This window comes from Devosia sp. Root436, from assembly GCF_001426345.1.
Classification (GTDB): Bacteria; Pseudomonadota; Alphaproteobacteria; order Rhizobiales; family Devosiaceae; genus Devosia.
In genome coordinates this window covers 755,615-771,719 of record NZ_LMEM01000001.1, presented here as the reverse complement: position 1 = coordinate 771,719, position 16,105 = coordinate 755,615, and the positions used below count along the sequence as shown (strand labels likewise).

Below are 16,105 nucleotides of genomic sequence, written 5' to 3'. Positions count from 1 at the left end.
TTGAGGGAGAGGGACGGCCTGACGCGTTCAGCGGAAGGCCAGGGTGAGGGATGCTGCGTGCAGGTATGCCAGAGATGAAGGAAGAAACCCCTCATCCGCCCTTCGGGCACCTTCTCCCTCAAGGGGGGAAGGAAGAGCTCAGAGATAGGCGCCCCAGAAGAAATACCCGGTCATGACGACCCCATATACAATCACCGCCACTCGTATCCATTGCGTCGGGATTCGATGGGCGTTCTTCGCCGCGAGATACCCCCCCACGGTCACCCCCACCAGCGCGATGGACCCATGATACCAGTCGATCGACCCGCTCACCGCAAACCGCGCCACCGCCACCAGCGCCACGATGCTCGACACCCAGAGCTTGAGCCCGTTCATCGCATGGATATCACTCAACCCCGCCGTGGCGAGAAAGGCCAGCAGCAATATGCCCAGGCCGGCATTGAAGAACCCGCCATAGACGCAGACCCCGGCCAGGCACACCATCAGCAGCATGGCGCCCAGCACCTTCATGCCGCGCCCGCCACCACTTCTGGCCGCGACAAAGCCGTTGATCTGGTTGCCGAAGACGAACAGCAGCACCGCGAAGGCCATCAGCCACGGCACGACCAGGTCGAACAATTCATCCGACACCACCAGCAGCAGTTCCGCGCCAACATAGCCGAACAAAGCCGCCACCACGCCATAGAGCACCAGCCGGTCCTTGTATGGAGCCATGGCATGCCAATAGCCCAAGGCCCCGCTCGCATAGCCGGGCAGGGCGGCATAGGTGTTCGACGCATTGGCGATCACCGGCGGTATGCCGACGAACAGCAGCGCCGGAAATACGATGAACGAGCCACCGCCCGCCAGCGAATTCACCGCCCCGCCCAGCAGGCCGGCAATCAGCAGGAATATGGTTTCGACCACTTCGGTTTCCCCAACCACGATATCCCCGCATAGCCCGAACGGTCCGGCCCGCCCAACACAAATCGCTGATCGCCCCATCACCGGGATTGATCGCATACCCGCCATGCCGTTGACAAAACCACCCTCCGCGCGCATATCCCGCTCAGGTCGCTGGCACCCGCCGCTCGCCGGAAGCAATTCCGATGGTGAAGTCCAGTCTCCGAGCAGGACACGAACTCCGGTTCATCTTTGCAAGGCGCCTCATGGCAATGCGAGCCCCCATGGAACAGTCGCCTCATGCAATGAGAGGACCTATCATGTCGTTTTCGCTCGATACCCCATCCGCCCAGACCCTGAAATCGGAAGCCAAGGCGCTCCGCGCCGAGCGCGAACGGGCCGGCGAAACCCTGTCGCATGGCGCTGCCCTCGAACAGGTTGCCCGCACGCATGGCTACCGCGACTGGAACACCGCCCGCGCCGCCTTGCCCGATCGCGTCGCCTCGCCATGGCAGGTCGGTCAGCGCGTCAAGGGCCTCTATCTCGATCAGCCCTTCGCCGGCATGCTTATTGGCGTCCAGCTCCTGGGCAACATGCAGAGCTACACCGTGACCATCCAGTTCGATAAACCGGTCAATGTCACGCCGACCTTCATGTTCGCGGCCCTGCGCCATCGCGTGGTGTCCACCGTGGATGTCCACGGCATTTCCAGCGCCATGCGCGGCAACGGCAATCCGCAGATGATCCTGCGGCGGGCCTGACCGTGACGGCCAACGGCGGGGCAGGGCGACCGCAAGTCGCCTTGCCTTGCATCGTAAAACGCCGATATATGGTGCAGCATCAACACCAATGGAACCGGCAATGACCATCCAGACCAAGCCGATCGAGGCCTATTCCCTGCCCACCCCAAACGGGCAGAAAGTCCATATCATGCTCGAAGAGCTTGGCGTTCCGTGGATTTATCACCGCGTCGATATCGGCAAGGGCGACCAGTTCAAGCCCGAATTCCTCGCCATTTCGCCCAACAACAAGATTCCCGCCATCGTCGACCCCGAGGGGCCTGGCGGCGCGCCGATCTCCATCTTCGAATCCGGCGCCATCCTCAAATATCTCGGCCTGAAATTCGGCCAGTTCTACCCCACCGATCCGCGCCAGCAGGTCAAGGTCGATGAATGGCTGTTCTGGCAGGTCGGCGGCTTCGGCCCCATGCTCGGCCAGAACCACCATTTCGCCATCTACGCCCCCGAGCGCATCCCCTATGCGACCAAGCGCTATATCGATGAAACCCACCGCCTCTATGGCGTTCTCGACAAGCAGCTTGAAGGCCGCGACTATGTCGCCGGCGATTATTCCATCGCCGATATCGCCTCCATCGGCTGGGCCCAGGGCTGGCAACGCCAGGGCCAGGACATCGCCGATTTCCCCAATGTAAAGGCCTGGCTCGATCGCCTCGCCGCGCGCCCCGCCGTCGCCAGCGGCCTCGCCTGGGGCAAGGACACCCCCTCGGCCGACCTCTCCAAGGACAAGGACGCCCAAAAGGTCCTGTTCAACCAGCGCTGAGACCGGACGACCGCCGCCCCGCCCGCCGTGGCAGGGCTATCGCATATCGAGTGGGTACGGAGTCACCTCTCCCCTGAGGGGAGAGGTCGACCCGAAGGGTCGGGTGAGGGGTTCAGCGCTACGTCGGGCACCGTGCATTTCACCAGCACTGAACCCCTCGCCCCACCCTCTCCCCTCAGGGGAGAGGGAGCCCACGCTCGGTGGGACTGTTGCAACAGGGCGATGGCCCTGTCTGACAGGGGGAGGGAATGAGGGTGGGGGTGCCACGAGCACCGGCCTACTGTCCCTCGACCACGGGGATCACCCGGACCCAGTCCTGCCCCTGACAGATGATGTTATAGAGCACACAGCCATTGAGCCGGATCAGGTCGGGCCCCAGCATTTCGACATAGCCCGAATAGGTATTGCCGTCCTCGGGATTGTAGATTTCCCCATCATAGACATTGGGCTTGGCGCTGGGCAGCAACGTCAATATCTGCAGCCCCAGCATCGGCCGGCCGCGCAAGGTGGGGTCGGGGTTGCGGATATCGGTATAGCTTTCGGGCGGCATTGCCAGCGCAGCGGCATATTCTTCTTCCGTCAGCCCCTCGCGCGGCACCACGATCTTGCTCAGTGTCCCGCAAAAGCCGTCGAGGCACAGCGCGATGGTGATTTCCGACAGTTCAAGCGTCTGCCAGTTGCCTTCGATCGGGTCGAGCACGCGGTTGGGGGCGGGCACAAAGGGCTCCTGGGCCCACGCACCCGCCATGCCGGCCAGCATCACGCCCGTCCCGACCCAAAGCCTCAAGCCGCCGTTTGCCATGCGTTCCACCCGCCGCCCGAGCACCAATCGCGATTCGCCGCGCCACACGATCTAGAGCATGTCTCCCCAAAGTGGGCACCGGTTTCGGGACAAAGACATGCGCAACGTCAAGAGCTAAAGCGTTTTGAGCGAATCTGAAAGGTCGCGACACGGCTTTAGCCGCCATTCATGGCGGCCATAAAGCAAATACCGCAACAATCGCGCCGCAACCCGCGCCGCGCCAAAAACCGCTTGCCATCCCACCCCCCGCCCGCTATCCACCCCCTGCCGGAGAGGTGGCCGAGTGGTCGAAGGCACGCCCCTGCTAAGGGCGCAGATGGTGATGAACTGTCTCGTGGGTTCGAATCCCATCCTCTCCGCCATTCCCCAATACTCGCGAAGATCAGGCGATCGATGATCGTGCAGCCAGAATCTGGCGCCAGCCTGCATTTCCGACAGTCTGGAGCCGTGCCGCGGCAAGGGCGGCATCTGCCCCAACCAGGCGGACATCGTGGCCGGCTAGGTGTTCCCTTATCGCCTCGACGATCAGCGGGTGCAGGGCAAGCACCCCGCCCGTGAACCCGATTGGCCGGCTGCCGGCGCGGGCGATCAGTGCCTTGGCCAGCTCTGCCAGTTCGGCGCCGGCCTCGCGCAGGATGGAGACCGCGACGGCGTCTCCCGCCTCGGCGGCGCGCGCCACGGCCACGGCGAGCGAGCCGATGCGGCCCCGGTCGCCGGCATAGATGAACTGGCGGGTGTCGTGCCACGCATCGCCGCCGATTTCCGCGAACAGCTGCTGCGCCAGCCCGGCCACGGCGGCGAACGAGCCGGAATGGTCGAGCGCGCGATAGACAAGGTCCAGCGCCCGCAACGCGATCCAGCTTCCCGAGCCGGCATCGTCGATGAGAATGCCGCGCCCGCCGACGCGCACATAGTCGCCGCCCTCGCCGATATGGAGCCCGATCGATCCGGTTCCGGCCGATACCAGGTGGCCCTCGCCGGGAGCGAAATTGGCCATATAGGCCAGCACGATATCGTCGGTGACGACGATATCGTCCGCCGCGGTGCCGAATACCTGGCCGAGCAGGGCTTCGATATCGCCGGCTACGGCGGCCCCATAGCCGGTCAGCCCCGCCACGATACTGCCCGCGGCCAGGCCCGCCTCATCAAGCGCTCCCGCGATACTGGCCAGTGCCGCCAGCAGCCGCTCTTTCTCCGCAGGGTTGAACACATGGGCGGTCGCCCCCGCCGCCTTGCCGCGGGCCAGGATGGTGCCCTGGCCGTCACAGGCCACCCAGCGGCTGGCCGTCCCGCCCACATCGATTCCCAGTTGCGCGGTCACCCTCAACGGGGCACGCCTTCACCCACGAACAGGCGGGTGATTTCGCGCGGATTGGTGATCATCGTGCCGACGACCACGGCATGCGCCCCGGCCTCGAAACCCCGCCGCACCAGAGCCGGCGTGTTATAGCGGCCTTCGGCGACAACCGGCACGGACAGCCGCGCAGCGAGCGTTTCGAGCAAGGCCAGGTCCGGCTCCGCGGGTTTGGGTTGGGTGGCCTCGGTATAGCCCGAAAGCGTCGTCGCCACATAGGTTGCGCCAAGATCGGCGGCGGCCAGCCCTTCGTCAACCGTGGAGATATCGGCAAAGACCTCGGCGCCCAGTTCTTCGCGAATGCGGCGCACCAGCACGGCAGGGGCCTCCCCGTCGCGTGGGCGATTGGTGCAATCGAGCGCCACGATGGTCGCGCCGGCCGCGACGATTGCCGCGGCGGCGGCGAAGTGGGGCGTAATATAGACCGGGTAGCGGTCGGAAAACACCTTGTGGATGCCGATGACCGGCAGGCCCGCCGCCCGGACCGCAACAATGTCCTCCGGGCCGTTGGCGCGAATGGCCACCGCCCCGCCGTCACGCGCCGCCAGCGCCATGGCGCCCATGAATTGGGGGCCGTGCAGCGGATTGTCGGCCCGCGCCTGGCAGGAAACGATGAGGCCGCGCGTCAGCTTCATTTCACCGCTCCCGATGTCATGCCGGCGATGAACTGCCGCGACAGCACGATATACAGCACCACGATGGGCGCGGCCGACAGCGTCAGCCCCGAGAACAGCACGCCCCAGTCGGTGGTATATTCCCCCATGAAGGTGGTGAGGCCCTGGGGCAGGGTCTTGAGGTCGTCGTTCTGGATGAAGACCAGCGGGAAGAAGAAATCGTTCCAGATTGGCACCACGTTCTGGATGCCGGCAATCACCATGGCCGGCCGCACCAGCGGCAGCATGATCGACCACATGATGCGCGCTTCGCTGGCGCCATCCATCCGCGCCGCATCTTCCAGCTCGCTGGGCAGCGTGCGGATGAAGCCGGTCATGATGAAGACCGTCGTCGGCAGGCCCATCGCCGTATAGACAAAGATCAGCGACAGCTGATTGTTGAGGATGGACAGATCCCGCATCAGCATGAACAGCGGGATGATGGCCAGCTTGAGCGGCAGCGTCAGCCCGGCGAGGAAGAACATCAGGATGAAGCTCGCCCCGCTGAACTGGTAGCGCCCGATGGCATAGGCGGCCATGGTGCCCAGCGTCAGGATCAGCACCATCGAGGCGCCGGTGACGAAGAACGAGTTCAACAGGTAGCGCAGGAAATTGGTCTGCGTCCAGATTTTGGCGAAGTTCGCCACCTGGCCGAAATCGGGAATCCCAAACGGCGACTGGAAGATTTGCGGCGTCGTCTTGAACGCCGAGAATACCATGATGACGATGGGCGCCAGCATCAGGATGGTGTTGGCGATGAGGATGATCTGCAGCAGCCCGTCCCGGCCCAGCGTGCCGAGCAGTCCCCGGCGATCATAGTCGATTGTGCCGGCGGCGCTCACAGCTGGATCTCCCTGGCGCGCAGCCGCACCGTGATGATGCCGGCGATGAGGGCGATGAACACGAAGATCAGCACAGCCAGCGCGCTGCCGAGGCCGAAATCCTGCTGGCCGGACGAGACGTTGCCAAAGGCGGTGCGGTAGAAATAGAGCCCCAGCACGTCAGTCGAGCCGAATGGCGAGCCATCGAGCCCGGCCATGATATAGGGCAGCTCGAACCAGTTGAACGCCCCCACGAACAGCAGCGTGAAGACGATGGTGGCGCTGGGCGCCACGAGCGGCCAGACGATCCTGGAGATTTTGACCCATTCGCTCTGGGTTTCCATACGTACCGCGTCGAGGATTTCCCCCGGAATGCGCTGCATGCCGGCCAGGAATACCAGGGTCGGAAACCCCACCATATGCCAGGATTGCGCGGCGATCAGCGACCATAGCGCCGTGTCGCTCTGCCCCAGCCACGGCTGGGCCAGCCAGCCGAGCCCGATGCCCTTGAGGCTGACATTGACCACCCCGAACAGCGGATGCAGGAACAGCTTGAACAGATAGGCCACGATGATGGTGGACAGCACCACGGGCAGGAACACGGCCACGCGATGGAAGCGCGCGCCCGGCAATTCCCGCCACAAGGCATAGGCCAGGATGAAGCCCAGTCCGTTCTGCAGCACCATCAGCGCGAAGAACACCATGATATTGTGGCTGAAGGCGTTGATGGTCCAGCTCCGGTAGGGCTCGACGAACAGCACCGTGAAGAAATTGTCGAAGCCGACGAACTCGCCCCGGCGCAGCCCCTGCCAGTCGAAGAAGGCATAGGCGAAGGCCGACAGGATCGGGTAGACGATGAACACCGCCACGAACGCCAGCGGCGGCACGATGAGGGCGGTGATCCAGAGGCCTCGGCCGGTCATCCGAAGGTGGGGCATTGGGTTCGCTCTCTTCGCGAGAAATACCCCTCCCCCGGGACAGGGGAGGGGTGCCGCCGGGAGGGCAGGCTTAGTTCTGGAAAGGCTCGTACCAGGCCGCCAGGCCGGTGGTCAGCGCCTCGCCGATCGCTTCGGGCGTGGTTTCGCCCGCGAACAGCTTCTGCATCTCGCTCTGGATCAGCACCGAGCCGGAGGGCTCGCCATAGCGGAAATGCGCCAGCATCAGATAGGGGATCGAGGACTGGTTGAGCTCGTTGACCTCGGCCAGCAGGGGATTGTCGAAGCTGACGCCCGGAACGGTCGAGATATTGCTCAGCGTATTGGCGAAGGCCTGGCCGAATTCCTTGCTGGCGAGATAGTTGAGGAACTTGATCGAGGCTTCCTTGTTGGCGCCGGCCGCATTGGCCGCATAGCCGCCGTCGAAATAGAGCCCGACCAGCTTGGCATCCTCGGCGGTCTTGCCCGGCGCGGCGAACACGCCCAGCTCGATATCCGGATTCTGCGCCTTGAACGTCGCCATCTCATAGGAGCCGCCGATGAACATGCCGGCCATGCCCGAGCTGAACAACTGCTGGGCGGAAGGGTAGTCGAGGCCGATAAAGCCATCGGGGAAGTAGTCCTGCGCCACCGCGTTGACCGCAGCCAGGGCGTCGGTGAACCGTGCATCGGTAAAGTCGGCGGTGCCGGCCATCAGCTCGTCATAAAACCCCTTGCCCATCAGCGAGGAACCGAGCCCGAAGGTCACGGTCTCGTTCTGCCAGGCAGTCGCGGTGCCGTTGGCAAAGGGGATCACGCCGGCATCCTTGAGCGTCTGGCTTGCGGCAACCAGCTCATCCCAGCTCTGCGGTTCGCTGAGGCCATTGGCGTCGAAAATGGCCTTGTTGTAGATGACCAACTGGGTCTGGCTGGCAAACGGCACGGCATAGATCTTGCCGTCCGAGCGCATCGACTCCGCCGCCACGGCCGGGGCCGCAAACTCGGCCAGCGCCGGCACCGATTCAGTGGTGAGCGGCTCGAGATACCCGGCCGAAGCCACGTTTTCGAGCCCGCCATAGGCGCGCACCATCATCACGTCGGGGCCGACGCCGCCGGCCAAAGCCGTCGACAGGATGGTGTTGTAATTGGCCGCTTCGAAGGTCTCGAACTTCACCGTAATGCCAGGATTGGCCGCCTCGAACGTATCGATGAACTGTTCATAGGCGGCGCGGTCTTCCTGGCGCCAGCTCCAGAATGTCAGGTCCTGGGCGAGCGCCGGGGCGGCGACGAGCACGGCCCCCAGGGCTGCGCCGATGCGGATGAGATTGGTATTCATTTTTCTCCCTCTCTTTTATCTGGCATGGACTTATTCTGCCGCTTGTTGCGTCAGCCGCCGGCCATCCTCGGCGGAAAAGAAATGCACCGAGCCCGGATCGACGCGGACGGTCACCGGTTCATCGGGTGCGAAACTGTCATTGGGGGCGGTGCGCGCGGCCAGCAGCGTGCCGTCGGCGAGGCGCACATAGACATAGGCATTGTCGCCCAGGTATTCGGTATAGACGACCTGCCCGGCAAAGCCGTCGCCCTGGCCCCTGGCCAGCCTGACTGCATCGGAGCGCAGGCCGAGCCTGAAGGCCGAACCTGCGGGCAGGGCGCCCACCGCGATACTGCCACCATCCGCCATCACCAGCCGCTCGCCATCCCGCGTCACATCGAGCAGCGTCATGCGCGGCGAGCCGATAAAGGTGGCGACGAAGGTATTGGCCGGCGTCTCGTAGAGTTCGCGCGGCGAGCCGACCTGCTCGATGCGCCCGGCATTCATCACCACGATCTTGTCGGCCAGCGTCATGGCCTCGACCTGGTCATGCGTGACATAGATCATGGTGCCGCCGATATCGTGATGCAGCCTGGCAATCTCCAGCCGCACTTCCGAGCGCAAGGCCGCGTCGAGATTGGAAAGCGGCTCGTCGAGCAGGAACACTTCGGGCTTGCGCACCAGCGCCCGGCCGATGGCCACGCGCTGCCGCTGGCCGCCCGACAATTCGCGCGGCTTGCGCTGCAGCAATTCCTCCAGCCGCAGCATCCGCGTCGTCTCGGCGATGCGCCGCTCCACCTCGGCCTTGTCGAGCCCCATCAGGCGCGCGCCAAAGGCCATGTTTTCGTAGACATCCATATGCGGATAGAGCGCGTAGGACTGGAACACCATGGCGATGCCGCGCCGCGATGGCGGCACTTCGTTCATGCGCCGGCCATTGAGCAGGAATTCGCCATCCGTCATCGGGTCGAGCCCGGCGATCAACCGCAACAGGGTCGACTTGCCGCAGCCGGACGGCCCCACGAACACCACGAATTCCCGATCCCCGATTTCGAGGTCGATGCCGTGCAGCACCTCGGTATTCCGGAAGCGCTTCTTGATGCCGCGGAGTGACAGTTGAGCCAAGTTTCCTCCTTGGCCGCCGCCGATGGGGCGTCGCGCCAGCGCGGGCACGCCTCTCCCAGGTATGCGACCGACGATTGGAATACTGAATTCCAAAATGGACGCCTGTCAAGAATAGAATATTACAAGTTCGTCGGGCGCCCGCATAGGGCGTGGAGCGCAAACCACCTCGCCCCTGAGGGGAGAGGTCGGCGCGCAGCGCCGGGTGAGGGGTTCAGCGCCGCGGCTCCTGCCGAGGAGCCTGACCTCTCACCCCGGCCTCTTCAGACCTTCACGCCTTCAGCACCGTCACGGCGCTTTCGCTGTTGTGGACATAGTCATGCGCATCGACCTGCTGTCGCACCAGCAGGATGAACAGCATGTCCATCAGCATCAACTGCGCATCGCGCGAGGTGATGGCCGAGGAGCGGACCCTTTCCTCGTCGGCAACTGTGAACAGGTGGATATCGGCCACGTCGAGCAGCGGATTGGGTTGCAGCCCGGTGACCGAAATCACCTTGGCGCCCCGCCGTTTGGCGACTTCGGCGATGCGCAGCGTTTCAAGGCTCCGGCCCGAATGCGACAGCGCCAGCAGCGTATCCTGTCCGTTCAGCGCCGAAGCATTGGCGATCTGGATATGGCTGTCGCTGTCCATCAGCACCGAGCGCCCAAGTTTCAGCAGCTTGTAGGAAAAATCCCGCGCCACCAGCGAGGATGCGCCGACCCCGGCGAGCTGGATTTTGCGAGCATTTCCCAGCGCCTCCAGGGCCGCGTCGATCGTATGCTCATAGTTGGCAGCCGAAGTCTCGCGCATCGAGAGCAGCTTGCTGCCGATCAGCTTCTGCAGGATGGTCATGTAGCTGTCGCTGGCGTCGATCGTACCGTGGATCACCCCGCCGGGGGCCTGCCATTCCAGCGCCTTGGCCTTGTTCACCGCCAGCTTGAGCTGCTGATAGCCGCCATACCCCAGCTTCTGGCTGAATTTCACTACGCTCGATTGGCTGCGTCCCGTCGCTTCCGCCAGCGCCGCCGAGGACATGGCGAGCATCTCATTGGGGTGGTCGATGATGAATTGCGCGATCTGCCGGTCGGCCGCGGTCAGGGAATCGAGTTGCGCGCTGAGAGCCTTGAGTATCGACATGCCTTCTCCCTTGAGCGTCGGCAACCGGCCCGACGGGTCGCACCACTAATTCCGTGCCCCCTCGATGGCAATGGACCGCTTGCTGTCGCGTCCTGCTCATTGTGCACAGGCGGATCTAATTAGGAATACAATATTCCACACTTCGTTGACTTGAGGAATAATCGCTCCTAGCATCCCGGCAGAATTCGAGTGAGGGACACGATGGCAAAGAGCGTGCTGATGGCCGAGCTGGGGCAACTGGTCTCGGAAGCCAGAAACCCCGCCACCGTGCAGATCGACCTCATGTCGACCCAGCAGATTCTTGGCGCCATGAATGCCGAGGACGCGCAGGTCGCCGGTGCCGTCCAGCAGGAACTCCCCCACATCGCCGCCGCCGTCGACAAGGTCGTGGACGCCTTCAAGGCCGGTGGCCGGCTGGTCTATATGGGGGCCGGCACCAGCGGGCGTCTCGGCGTGCTCGATGCCTCCGAATGTCCGCCGACCTTCGGCGTGCCCGAGGGCATGGTGATCGGCCTGATCGCCGGTGGTGATCGCGCCCTGCGTCATCCCATCGAAGGCGCCGAGGATGACCGCGGGGAAGGGCGCCGCGACCTGGAAAAGATCGGCCTGTCCGCAAAGGATGTCGTGGTCGGCATCGCCGTGAGCGGCCGCACGCCCTATGTCATCGGCGGCCTCGACTATGCCGCAGGCATCGGCGCCGTCACCGTAGCCCTGTCCTGCAATCCGGATTCGGCCATCGCCCGCATGGCCGATATCGCCATTTCCCCGGTGGTCGGCCCCGAAGCCCTTACCGGCTCCACCCGCCTCAAGTCCGGCACCGCACAGAAGCTGGTGCTCAACATGCTGACCACCGCCAGCATGATCCGCATCGGCAAGTCCTATGAAAACCTCATGGTTGACCTGTCGGTGAGCAACGAAAAGCTGGCCGCCCGCGCCACCCGCATCCTGGTCGAAGTCACCGGCTGCACCGCCGACGAGGCCGAGCACTATCTCGCCGAAAGCAACAACAACGTGAAGCTCGCCATCCTCATGGCCTTGACCGGTCTCGACGCCCGCGCCGGCGAACTGGCGCTGGTCGAAGCCGACGGCTTCCTGCGCCGCGCCGCCGCGCAGCATCAGCCGCGCGCGGCGAGCTAGGGGCCATCATGGACCTGCTGGTCAATCTCTATAGCCGCAAGCTGGACGACCTGCGCCAGCGCGCCGAAGCCGTCGAGGCCGTGATCCGCGTCGCCCTGCCGCCCGAGCAGCACATTGTCAAGGACTGGGTTCGCACCCATTTCAGCGAATACTGGGTCAGCGAAGTCGGCGCCGCCATGGCCCATCAGCCGCCCGGTTGCCTCATCGCCGTGGTCGATGGCCAACTGGTCGGCTTTGCCTGCTACGACGCCACCGCCCGCGGCTTCTTCGGTCCTACCGGCGTTGCCGAGAGTCAGCGGGGCAGGGGCATCGGCCTGGCGCTGTTCCATCGCGCCCTCGTCGCCATGAAGGCCCAGGGCTATGCCTATGCCGTCATCGGCTCTGCCGGTCCGGTCGACTTCTACGTCAAGGCTGCCGGCGCCATGCCCATCCCCTCCGACAACGAGGATATCTATCAGGGCCTGCTGCGCATCAAGCCGGGAGCAGCCGGGTGATGACCACGCCACTGGCCCTCTTTGTCGGCATGCCGGGCTACCAGTTGTCGGCCTCCGAAATAGCCTTCTTCCGCGAGGTGAACCCGTTCGGTCTCTTTCTCTTCCGCCGCAATATCGACAATCCCGACCAGGTCCGGCGCCTCTGCGCCCAGTTCCGCGAGGCGGTGGGTCGTGACGATGCCCCGGTCTATATCGACCAGGAGGGCGGCCGCGTGCAGCGGCTCGACAATGGCAATTGGCCATCCTTCCGCAATCTCGGCAGTTTCGGCGCCCTGGCCCGCAAGGACATCGAACTGGGCAAGCGCGCCCTGCGCCTCTCGACCCTGGCCATGGGCTCGATGATGGCCGAGCTGACCATCGGCAGCGGCACGACACCCGTAGTCGACCTCGCCCGTTCAGGCACCCATGACGTCATCGGCCAGCGCGCCTTCGGCGACGATCCCGATCTCGTCATCGCCATGGGCCGCGTGGTCATCGACGCCATGCTCGAAACCGGCGAAATGCCGATCATGAAGCACATCCCCGGCTATGGCCGCGTCACCGTCGATCCGCATTTCGATTGCCCTGTGGTGGACGCCTCCATCGAGGACATGCTGCACACCGATTTCCGCCCCTTCATCGCGCTCCGCGACGCGCCCTGGGCCATGGTGGCGCATCTGATCTTCACCCGCATCGATCCCGAGCGCCCGGCCTCCGTGTCGCCATCGGTCTGTGATCTCATCCGCCGCGACCTCGGCTACGACGGCGTGCTGATCACCGATTGCCTCACCATGGAGGCGCTGAAAGGCACCTGGCCGGAGCGCGTGCGCGCCGCACTCGATGCCGGCTACGACATTGCCCTGCACAGCCAGGGCGATCTTGCCGCGAGCCTGGCCGCGGCACATGCAGCGCGGCCGTTGACCGAGGAAAGCCTCGGCCGCATCGCCCGGGCCCAGGCGCGGCTCGGCACCGCCAGGGTGGACGTCAAGGCGCTCCATGCCGAAGTGGAACAGATTTTCAGGGAGAACGGCTTCGCGTGATGCGCGGCCGCAATAACAGAGGAGAAAACTGGAATGCTTAGAACTTCGCTGATCGCGGCCGTTTCCGCCGCATTACTGGCCTCGGTGGCCCCGGCCAGCGCCCAGGCGGTGCTGACGGCCAGCTCCGAACAGACCACGACCTATGTGCGCAATTTCAACCCGTTCGGCCAGACCTCGGCCCGCGCCACTACCCTCGATTTCATCTATGAGCCGCTGGTGGTGTTCAACCGCCTCAAGGGCAACCAGCCCCATTTCCGCCTGGCCGAGAGCTTCGAACTGGCCGACGACCTCAAGTCGATCACCTTCACCCTGCGCGATGGCCTCAAATGGTCGGATGGCGAAGCGCTGACCGCTGACGACGTCGTCTTCACCTACGACTACATCAAGCAGTTCCCGGCCCTCGATTTCATCTCGGTTTCGGCTTTGCTGGCATCGGTCGAAAAGGTCGATGACCGCACGGTGCGTTTCAACCTCAACGAGCCCAACTCGCTGATCGCCAACACCATCGTCGGCATGCCCATCGTCCCCGAGCATGTCTGGGCCGATATCGCCGACCCGGTGACCTTCGCCAACGAAAATCCGGTGGGCTCCGGCCCGCTCACCGAAATCACCCGCTTCACCCCGCAGGTCTACGAGCAGTGCCGCAACCCCAATTACTGGGATGCGGACAATCTCAAGGTCGACTGCATGCGTCTGCCCCAGCTCGCCGACAACCCGCAGGTGCTCGCGGCCCTGGCCGATGGCACGCTCGATTGGGCGACCAGCTTCATCCCCGACATCGACAACACCTTCGTCGCCAAGGACCCCGAACACCACAAGTACTGGTTCACCCCGTCGAGCCTGGTGTCCTTCCAGCTCAGCATGGTCACGCCCGACGAGAACAACCGCAAGGCGTTCACCGACGTCAACTTCCGCCGCGCCCTCTCCATGCTGGTGGATCGCCAGACCATCATCGATATCGCCGGCTACGGCTATCCGCTGATCAACGACGATCCCTCCATGCTGGGCGAGCTCTACAAGTCCTTCGCCAATCCCGAAGTCGCCACCCAATACGGTCAATACGGCAAGTTCGACCTCGAAGCCGGCGTCGCCGCGCTCGATGCGGCCGGCTATGTCGATGCTGACGGCGATGGCTTCCGCGACAATCCCGACGGCACCCCGATCGCCATCGACATCGAAGTGCCCAATGGCTGGACCGACTGGATCGACGCGGTCCAAATCACCATGGAAAGCCTGACCGAGGCCGGCATCAACGTGAAGATGAGCACCCCGGAAGCCGCCGTCTGGACCTCGGACCTGATCGAGGGCAAGTATTCGATGACGCTGAACGCCCTGGCTTCGGCGGCCGACCCCTACTTCCCCTACCGCCGTTCGTTCAATCCGGACGATTTCGGCAAGAGCCGCTTCACCGCCCCGCATTGGGAAAATGCCGAGGTGATGGACCTGCTCGACCAGTATTCGCAGATCAAGGACCCGGCCGAGCAGAAGGCGATCATGGACAAGATCCAGCTCATCGTCGCCGAGGCCATGCCGGTCATCCCGGTCTATAACAGCCCCAGCTTCTACGAATACAACACCACCCGCTTCACCGGCTGGGCCGATGCCGACGACCCGAAATACTCCCCCGTCGTCTCCAACGCCAACCCGGCCCGCCTGCTCCAGTTGCTGGACCTCGATCCGGTAGAATAAGCTTCGAAGCACGCAGTCGTCACCCTCCCCCTCGCGGGGAGGGTAGCGTCTGTGGAGTGGAGCCGAAGTCACCTCTCCCCTGAGGGGAGAGGTCGACCCGAAGGGTCGGGTGAGGGGTTCAGCGTCGCGGCAGGCGCTGTTGCCTCCACCCGCACTGAACCCCTCACCCCACCCTCTCCCCTCGAGGGGAGAGGGAGCCCCCGCTCAGTGGTCCCCACAGACCCAGGAAAGGAACACATCACCATGGCCTTTCTGCTGCGGCGCCTGGCATTCTACCTCGCGGCTTTCATCGCCGCCGCCACCATCAACTTCTTCCTGCCCCGCCTGATGCCGGGCGACCCCATCGAGATCATGTTCGCCAGCGCCGGCTCGGAGCTGTCGCTGGACAATCTCAACGCCCTCAAGCTGACCTTCGGCTTCATCGACGCGCCGCTGCACGAGCAATATCTGTCCTACCTCAAGAGCGTCTTCACCGGCGATCTGGGCCGCTCCATCAAGTATTTCCCCCTTCCGGTCACCGACCTGCTGGGCCGGGCGCTGATCTGGACCGTGGGCCTGGTGGGCCTCGCCACCCTCATCAGCTTCACCCTCGGCTCCTTCCTCGGCGTCATGGCCGCCTGGCGCCGCGCCACCCTGTTCGACTCCGTCGTGTCGCTGGCCGCCATCTTTTCGAGTTCGGTCCCCGCCGTGGTGGTGTCGCTGATCGTGCTCTTCGTTTTCGGCTATACCCTGGGCTGGTTCCCCAATGGCTACGCCGCCGATCCCATGCTCGATCCGGGCCTCGACTGGACCTACATATCCAGCGTGCTCTATCACGGCGCCTTGCCCATGCTGACCCTGGTCATCGTGCTGACCGGTGGCTTTGCCGTGACCATGCGCAACAACATGATCAACCTGCTCGGCGAGGACTATATCGTCATGGGCCGCGCCAAGGGCCTGACCGACAGCAACGTCATGCTATGGTATGCGGCGCGCAATGCCCTGCTGCCCACCGTATCGAGCCTCGCCATCGCCGTCGGCACCATCCTGGGCGGCTCGCTGGTGACCGAGGTTGTGTTCAACTATCCCGGCCTCGGCAACACGCTCTACCAGGCCATACTCGCCCGCGACTATCCGGTCATCCAGGGCCAGTTGCTGATCATGACCGCCGCCATGCTCATTTCAAACTTTGCCGTAGATCTGAGCTATGTCCTGCTCGATCCGCGCCTCAAGGGGGCCTGATC

The 16,105-nt window shown here is 64.2% G+C and carries 16 protein-coding genes and 1 tRNA gene; 8 read left to right on the top strand and 9 right to left on the bottom strand.

The window, feature by feature from the left end; genetic code table 11:
• Nucleotides 1-138 precede the first annotated feature (138 nt).
• On the bottom strand, nt 139-906 hold the full coding sequence (locus tag ASD04_RS03790) for a sulfite exporter TauE/SafE family protein (RefSeq protein WP_244488234.1): 768 nt from the start codon (nt 904-906) through the stop codon (nt 139-141).
• Nucleotides 907-1,202: 296 nt separating this feature from the next.
• Here ASD04_RS03790 and ASD04_RS03785 point away from each other — a divergent pair, with 296 nt between their 5' ends.
• Together ASD04_RS03785 and ASD04_RS03780 are read left to right on the top strand one after the other, a co-directional pair.
• Nucleotides 1,203-1,643 carry a glyoxalase superfamily protein gene (locus ASD04_RS03785; RefSeq protein WP_056252666.1) on the top strand — a complete coding sequence of 147 codons (441 nt, stop codon included), beginning with the start codon at nt 1,203-1,205 and terminating at the stop codon, nt 1,641-1,643.
• Between the two features lie 100 nt (nt 1,644-1,743).
• Nucleotides 1,744-2,442, top strand: coding sequence for a glutathione S-transferase N-terminal domain-containing protein (locus tag ASD04_RS03780; RefSeq protein WP_056252663.1), 699 nt, complete (start codon nt 1,744-1,746; stop codon nt 2,440-2,442).
• Nucleotides 2,443-2,719: 277 nt separating this feature from the next.
• Here the strand turns inward: ASD04_RS03780 and ASD04_RS03775 are convergent, their stop codons facing one another.
• Nucleotides 2,720-3,244 carry a DUF2147 domain-containing protein gene (locus ASD04_RS03775; protein ID WP_156461104.1) on the bottom strand — a complete coding sequence of 175 codons (525 nt, stop codon included), beginning with the start codon at nt 3,242-3,244 and terminating at the stop codon, nt 2,720-2,722.
• A gap of 269 nt (nt 3,245-3,513) precedes the next feature.
• Between ASD04_RS03775 and ASD04_RS03770 the strand changes: the two genes are divergently transcribed.
• Nucleotides 3,514-3,606 (top strand) — tRNA-Ser (locus tag ASD04_RS03770).
• A gap of 20 nt (nt 3,607-3,626) precedes the next feature.
• Here the strand turns inward: ASD04_RS03770 and ASD04_RS03765 are convergent.
• The 7 genes from ASD04_RS03765 to ASD04_RS03735 form a co-directional block, all read right to left on the bottom strand.
• Nucleotides 3,627-4,565, bottom strand: a complete 939-nt coding sequence (locus ASD04_RS03765; protein WP_056252657.1) for a BadF/BadG/BcrA/BcrD ATPase family protein — start codon at nt 4,563-4,565, stop codon at nt 3,627-3,629.
• Nucleotides 4,566-4,567: 2 nt separating this feature from the next.
• Nucleotides 4,568-5,233 (bottom strand): N-acetylmannosamine-6-phosphate 2-epimerase, encoded by a 666-nt coding sequence (locus tag ASD04_RS03760; RefSeq protein ID WP_056252655.1) that lies wholly within the window; start codon nt 5,231-5,233, stop codon nt 4,568-4,570.
• Nucleotides 5,230-6,093, bottom strand: coding sequence for a carbohydrate ABC transporter permease (locus ASD04_RS03755; protein WP_200940219.1), 864 nt, complete (start codon nt 6,091-6,093; stop codon nt 5,230-5,232). The genes ASD04_RS03760 and ASD04_RS03755 overlap by 4 nt, the downstream gene beginning before the upstream one ends.
• Nucleotides 6,090-7,010 (bottom strand): sugar ABC transporter permease, encoded by a 921-nt coding sequence (locus tag ASD04_RS03750; RefSeq protein WP_056252653.1) that lies wholly within the window; start codon nt 7,008-7,010, stop codon nt 6,090-6,092. Before ASD04_RS03750 ends, ASD04_RS03755 begins: the two co-directional genes overlap by 4 nt.
• 70 nt (nt 7,011-7,080) lie before the next feature.
• Nucleotides 7,081-8,322 (bottom strand): extracellular solute-binding protein, encoded by a 1,242-nt coding sequence (locus ASD04_RS03745; RefSeq protein WP_056252650.1) that lies wholly within the window; start codon nt 8,320-8,322, stop codon nt 7,081-7,083.
• 30 nt (nt 8,323-8,352) lie between these two features.
• A complete protein-coding gene (gene ugpC / locus ASD04_RS03740; protein WP_056252648.1) occupies nt 8,353-9,426 on the bottom strand; it encodes a sn-glycerol-3-phosphate ABC transporter ATP-binding protein UgpC in 1,074 nt (357 codons plus the stop codon).
• Between the two features lie 268 nt (nt 9,427-9,694).
• On the bottom strand, nt 9,695-10,543 hold the full coding sequence (locus ASD04_RS03735; RefSeq protein ID WP_056252645.1) for a MurR/RpiR family transcriptional regulator: 849 nt from the start codon (nt 10,541-10,543) through the stop codon (nt 9,695-9,697).
• Between the two features lie 201 nt (nt 10,544-10,744).
• Between ASD04_RS03735 and murQ the strand changes: the two genes are divergently transcribed.
• The 5 genes from murQ (at nt 10,745) to ASD04_RS03710 (ending at nt 16,103) form a co-directional block, all read left to right on the top strand.
• The gene (gene murQ, locus ASD04_RS03730; RefSeq protein WP_056252643.1) at nt 10,745-11,680 is read left to right on the top strand and encodes an N-acetylmuramic acid 6-phosphate etherase; all 936 of its coding nucleotides are present in this window, start codon (nt 10,745-10,747) and stop codon (nt 11,678-11,680) included.
• A gap of 5 nt (nt 11,681-11,685) precedes the next feature.
• Nucleotides 11,686-12,174, top strand: a complete 489-nt coding sequence (locus ASD04_RS03725) for a GNAT family N-acetyltransferase (protein WP_200940227.1) — start codon at nt 11,686-11,688, stop codon at nt 12,172-12,174.
• On the top strand, nt 12,171-13,193 hold the full coding sequence (locus ASD04_RS03720; protein WP_056252637.1) for a glycoside hydrolase family 3 N-terminal domain-containing protein: 1,023 nt from the start codon (nt 12,171-12,173) through the stop codon (nt 13,191-13,193). Before ASD04_RS03725 ends, ASD04_RS03720 begins: the two co-directional genes overlap by 4 nt.
• Nucleotides 13,194-13,226: 33 nt before the next feature.
• On the top strand, nt 13,227-14,882 hold the full coding sequence (locus tag ASD04_RS03715; RefSeq protein ID WP_056252634.1) for an ABC transporter substrate-binding protein: 1,656 nt from the start codon (nt 13,227-13,229) through the stop codon (nt 14,880-14,882).
• Between the two features lie 243 nt (nt 14,883-15,125).
• Nucleotides 15,126-16,103, top strand: a complete 978-nt coding sequence (locus tag ASD04_RS03710; RefSeq protein ID WP_056252631.1) for an ABC transporter permease — start codon at nt 15,126-15,128, stop codon at nt 16,101-16,103.
• Nucleotides 16,104-16,105: the final 2 nt, after the last annotated feature.

What these genes read in the sequence shown, in the direction of transcription:
- ASD04_RS03785 (WP_056252666.1), top strand. Translation starts at nt 1,203, where the DNA reads ATGTCGTTTTCGCTCGATACCCCATCCGCCCAGACCCTGAAATCGGAA.
- ASD04_RS03780 (WP_056252663.1), top strand. Translation starts at nt 1,744, where the DNA reads ATGACCATCCAGACCAAGCCGATCGAGGCCTATTCCCTGCCCACCCCA.
- ASD04_RS03775 (WP_156461104.1), bottom strand. Translation starts at nt 3,244, where the DNA reads ATGGCAAACGGCGGCTTGAGGCTTTGGGTCGGGACGGGCGTGATGCTG.
- ASD04_RS03760 (WP_056252655.1), bottom strand. Translation starts at nt 5,233, where the DNA reads ATGAAGCTGACGCGCGGCCTCATCGTTTCCTGCCAGGCGCGGGCCGAC.
- ASD04_RS03750 (WP_056252653.1), bottom strand. Translation starts at nt 7,010, where the DNA reads ATGCCCCACCTTCGGATGACCGGCCGAGGCCTCTGGATCACCGCCCTC.
- ASD04_RS03745 (WP_056252650.1), bottom strand. Translation starts at nt 8,322, where the DNA reads ATGAATACCAATCTCATCCGCATCGGCGCAGCCCTGGGGGCCGTGCTC.
- ASD04_RS03735 (WP_056252645.1), bottom strand. Translation starts at nt 10,543, where the DNA reads ATGTCGATACTCAAGGCTCTCAGCGCGCAACTCGATTCCCTGACCGCG.
- murQ (WP_056252643.1), top strand. Translation starts at nt 10,745, where the DNA reads ATGGCAAAGAGCGTGCTGATGGCCGAGCTGGGGCAACTGGTCTCGGAA.
- ASD04_RS03715 (WP_056252634.1), top strand. Translation starts at nt 13,227, where the DNA reads ATGCTTAGAACTTCGCTGATCGCGGCCGTTTCCGCCGCATTACTGGCC.
- ASD04_RS03710 (WP_056252631.1), top strand. Translation starts at nt 15,126, where the DNA reads ATGGCCTTTCTGCTGCGGCGCCTGGCATTCTACCTCGCGGCTTTCATC.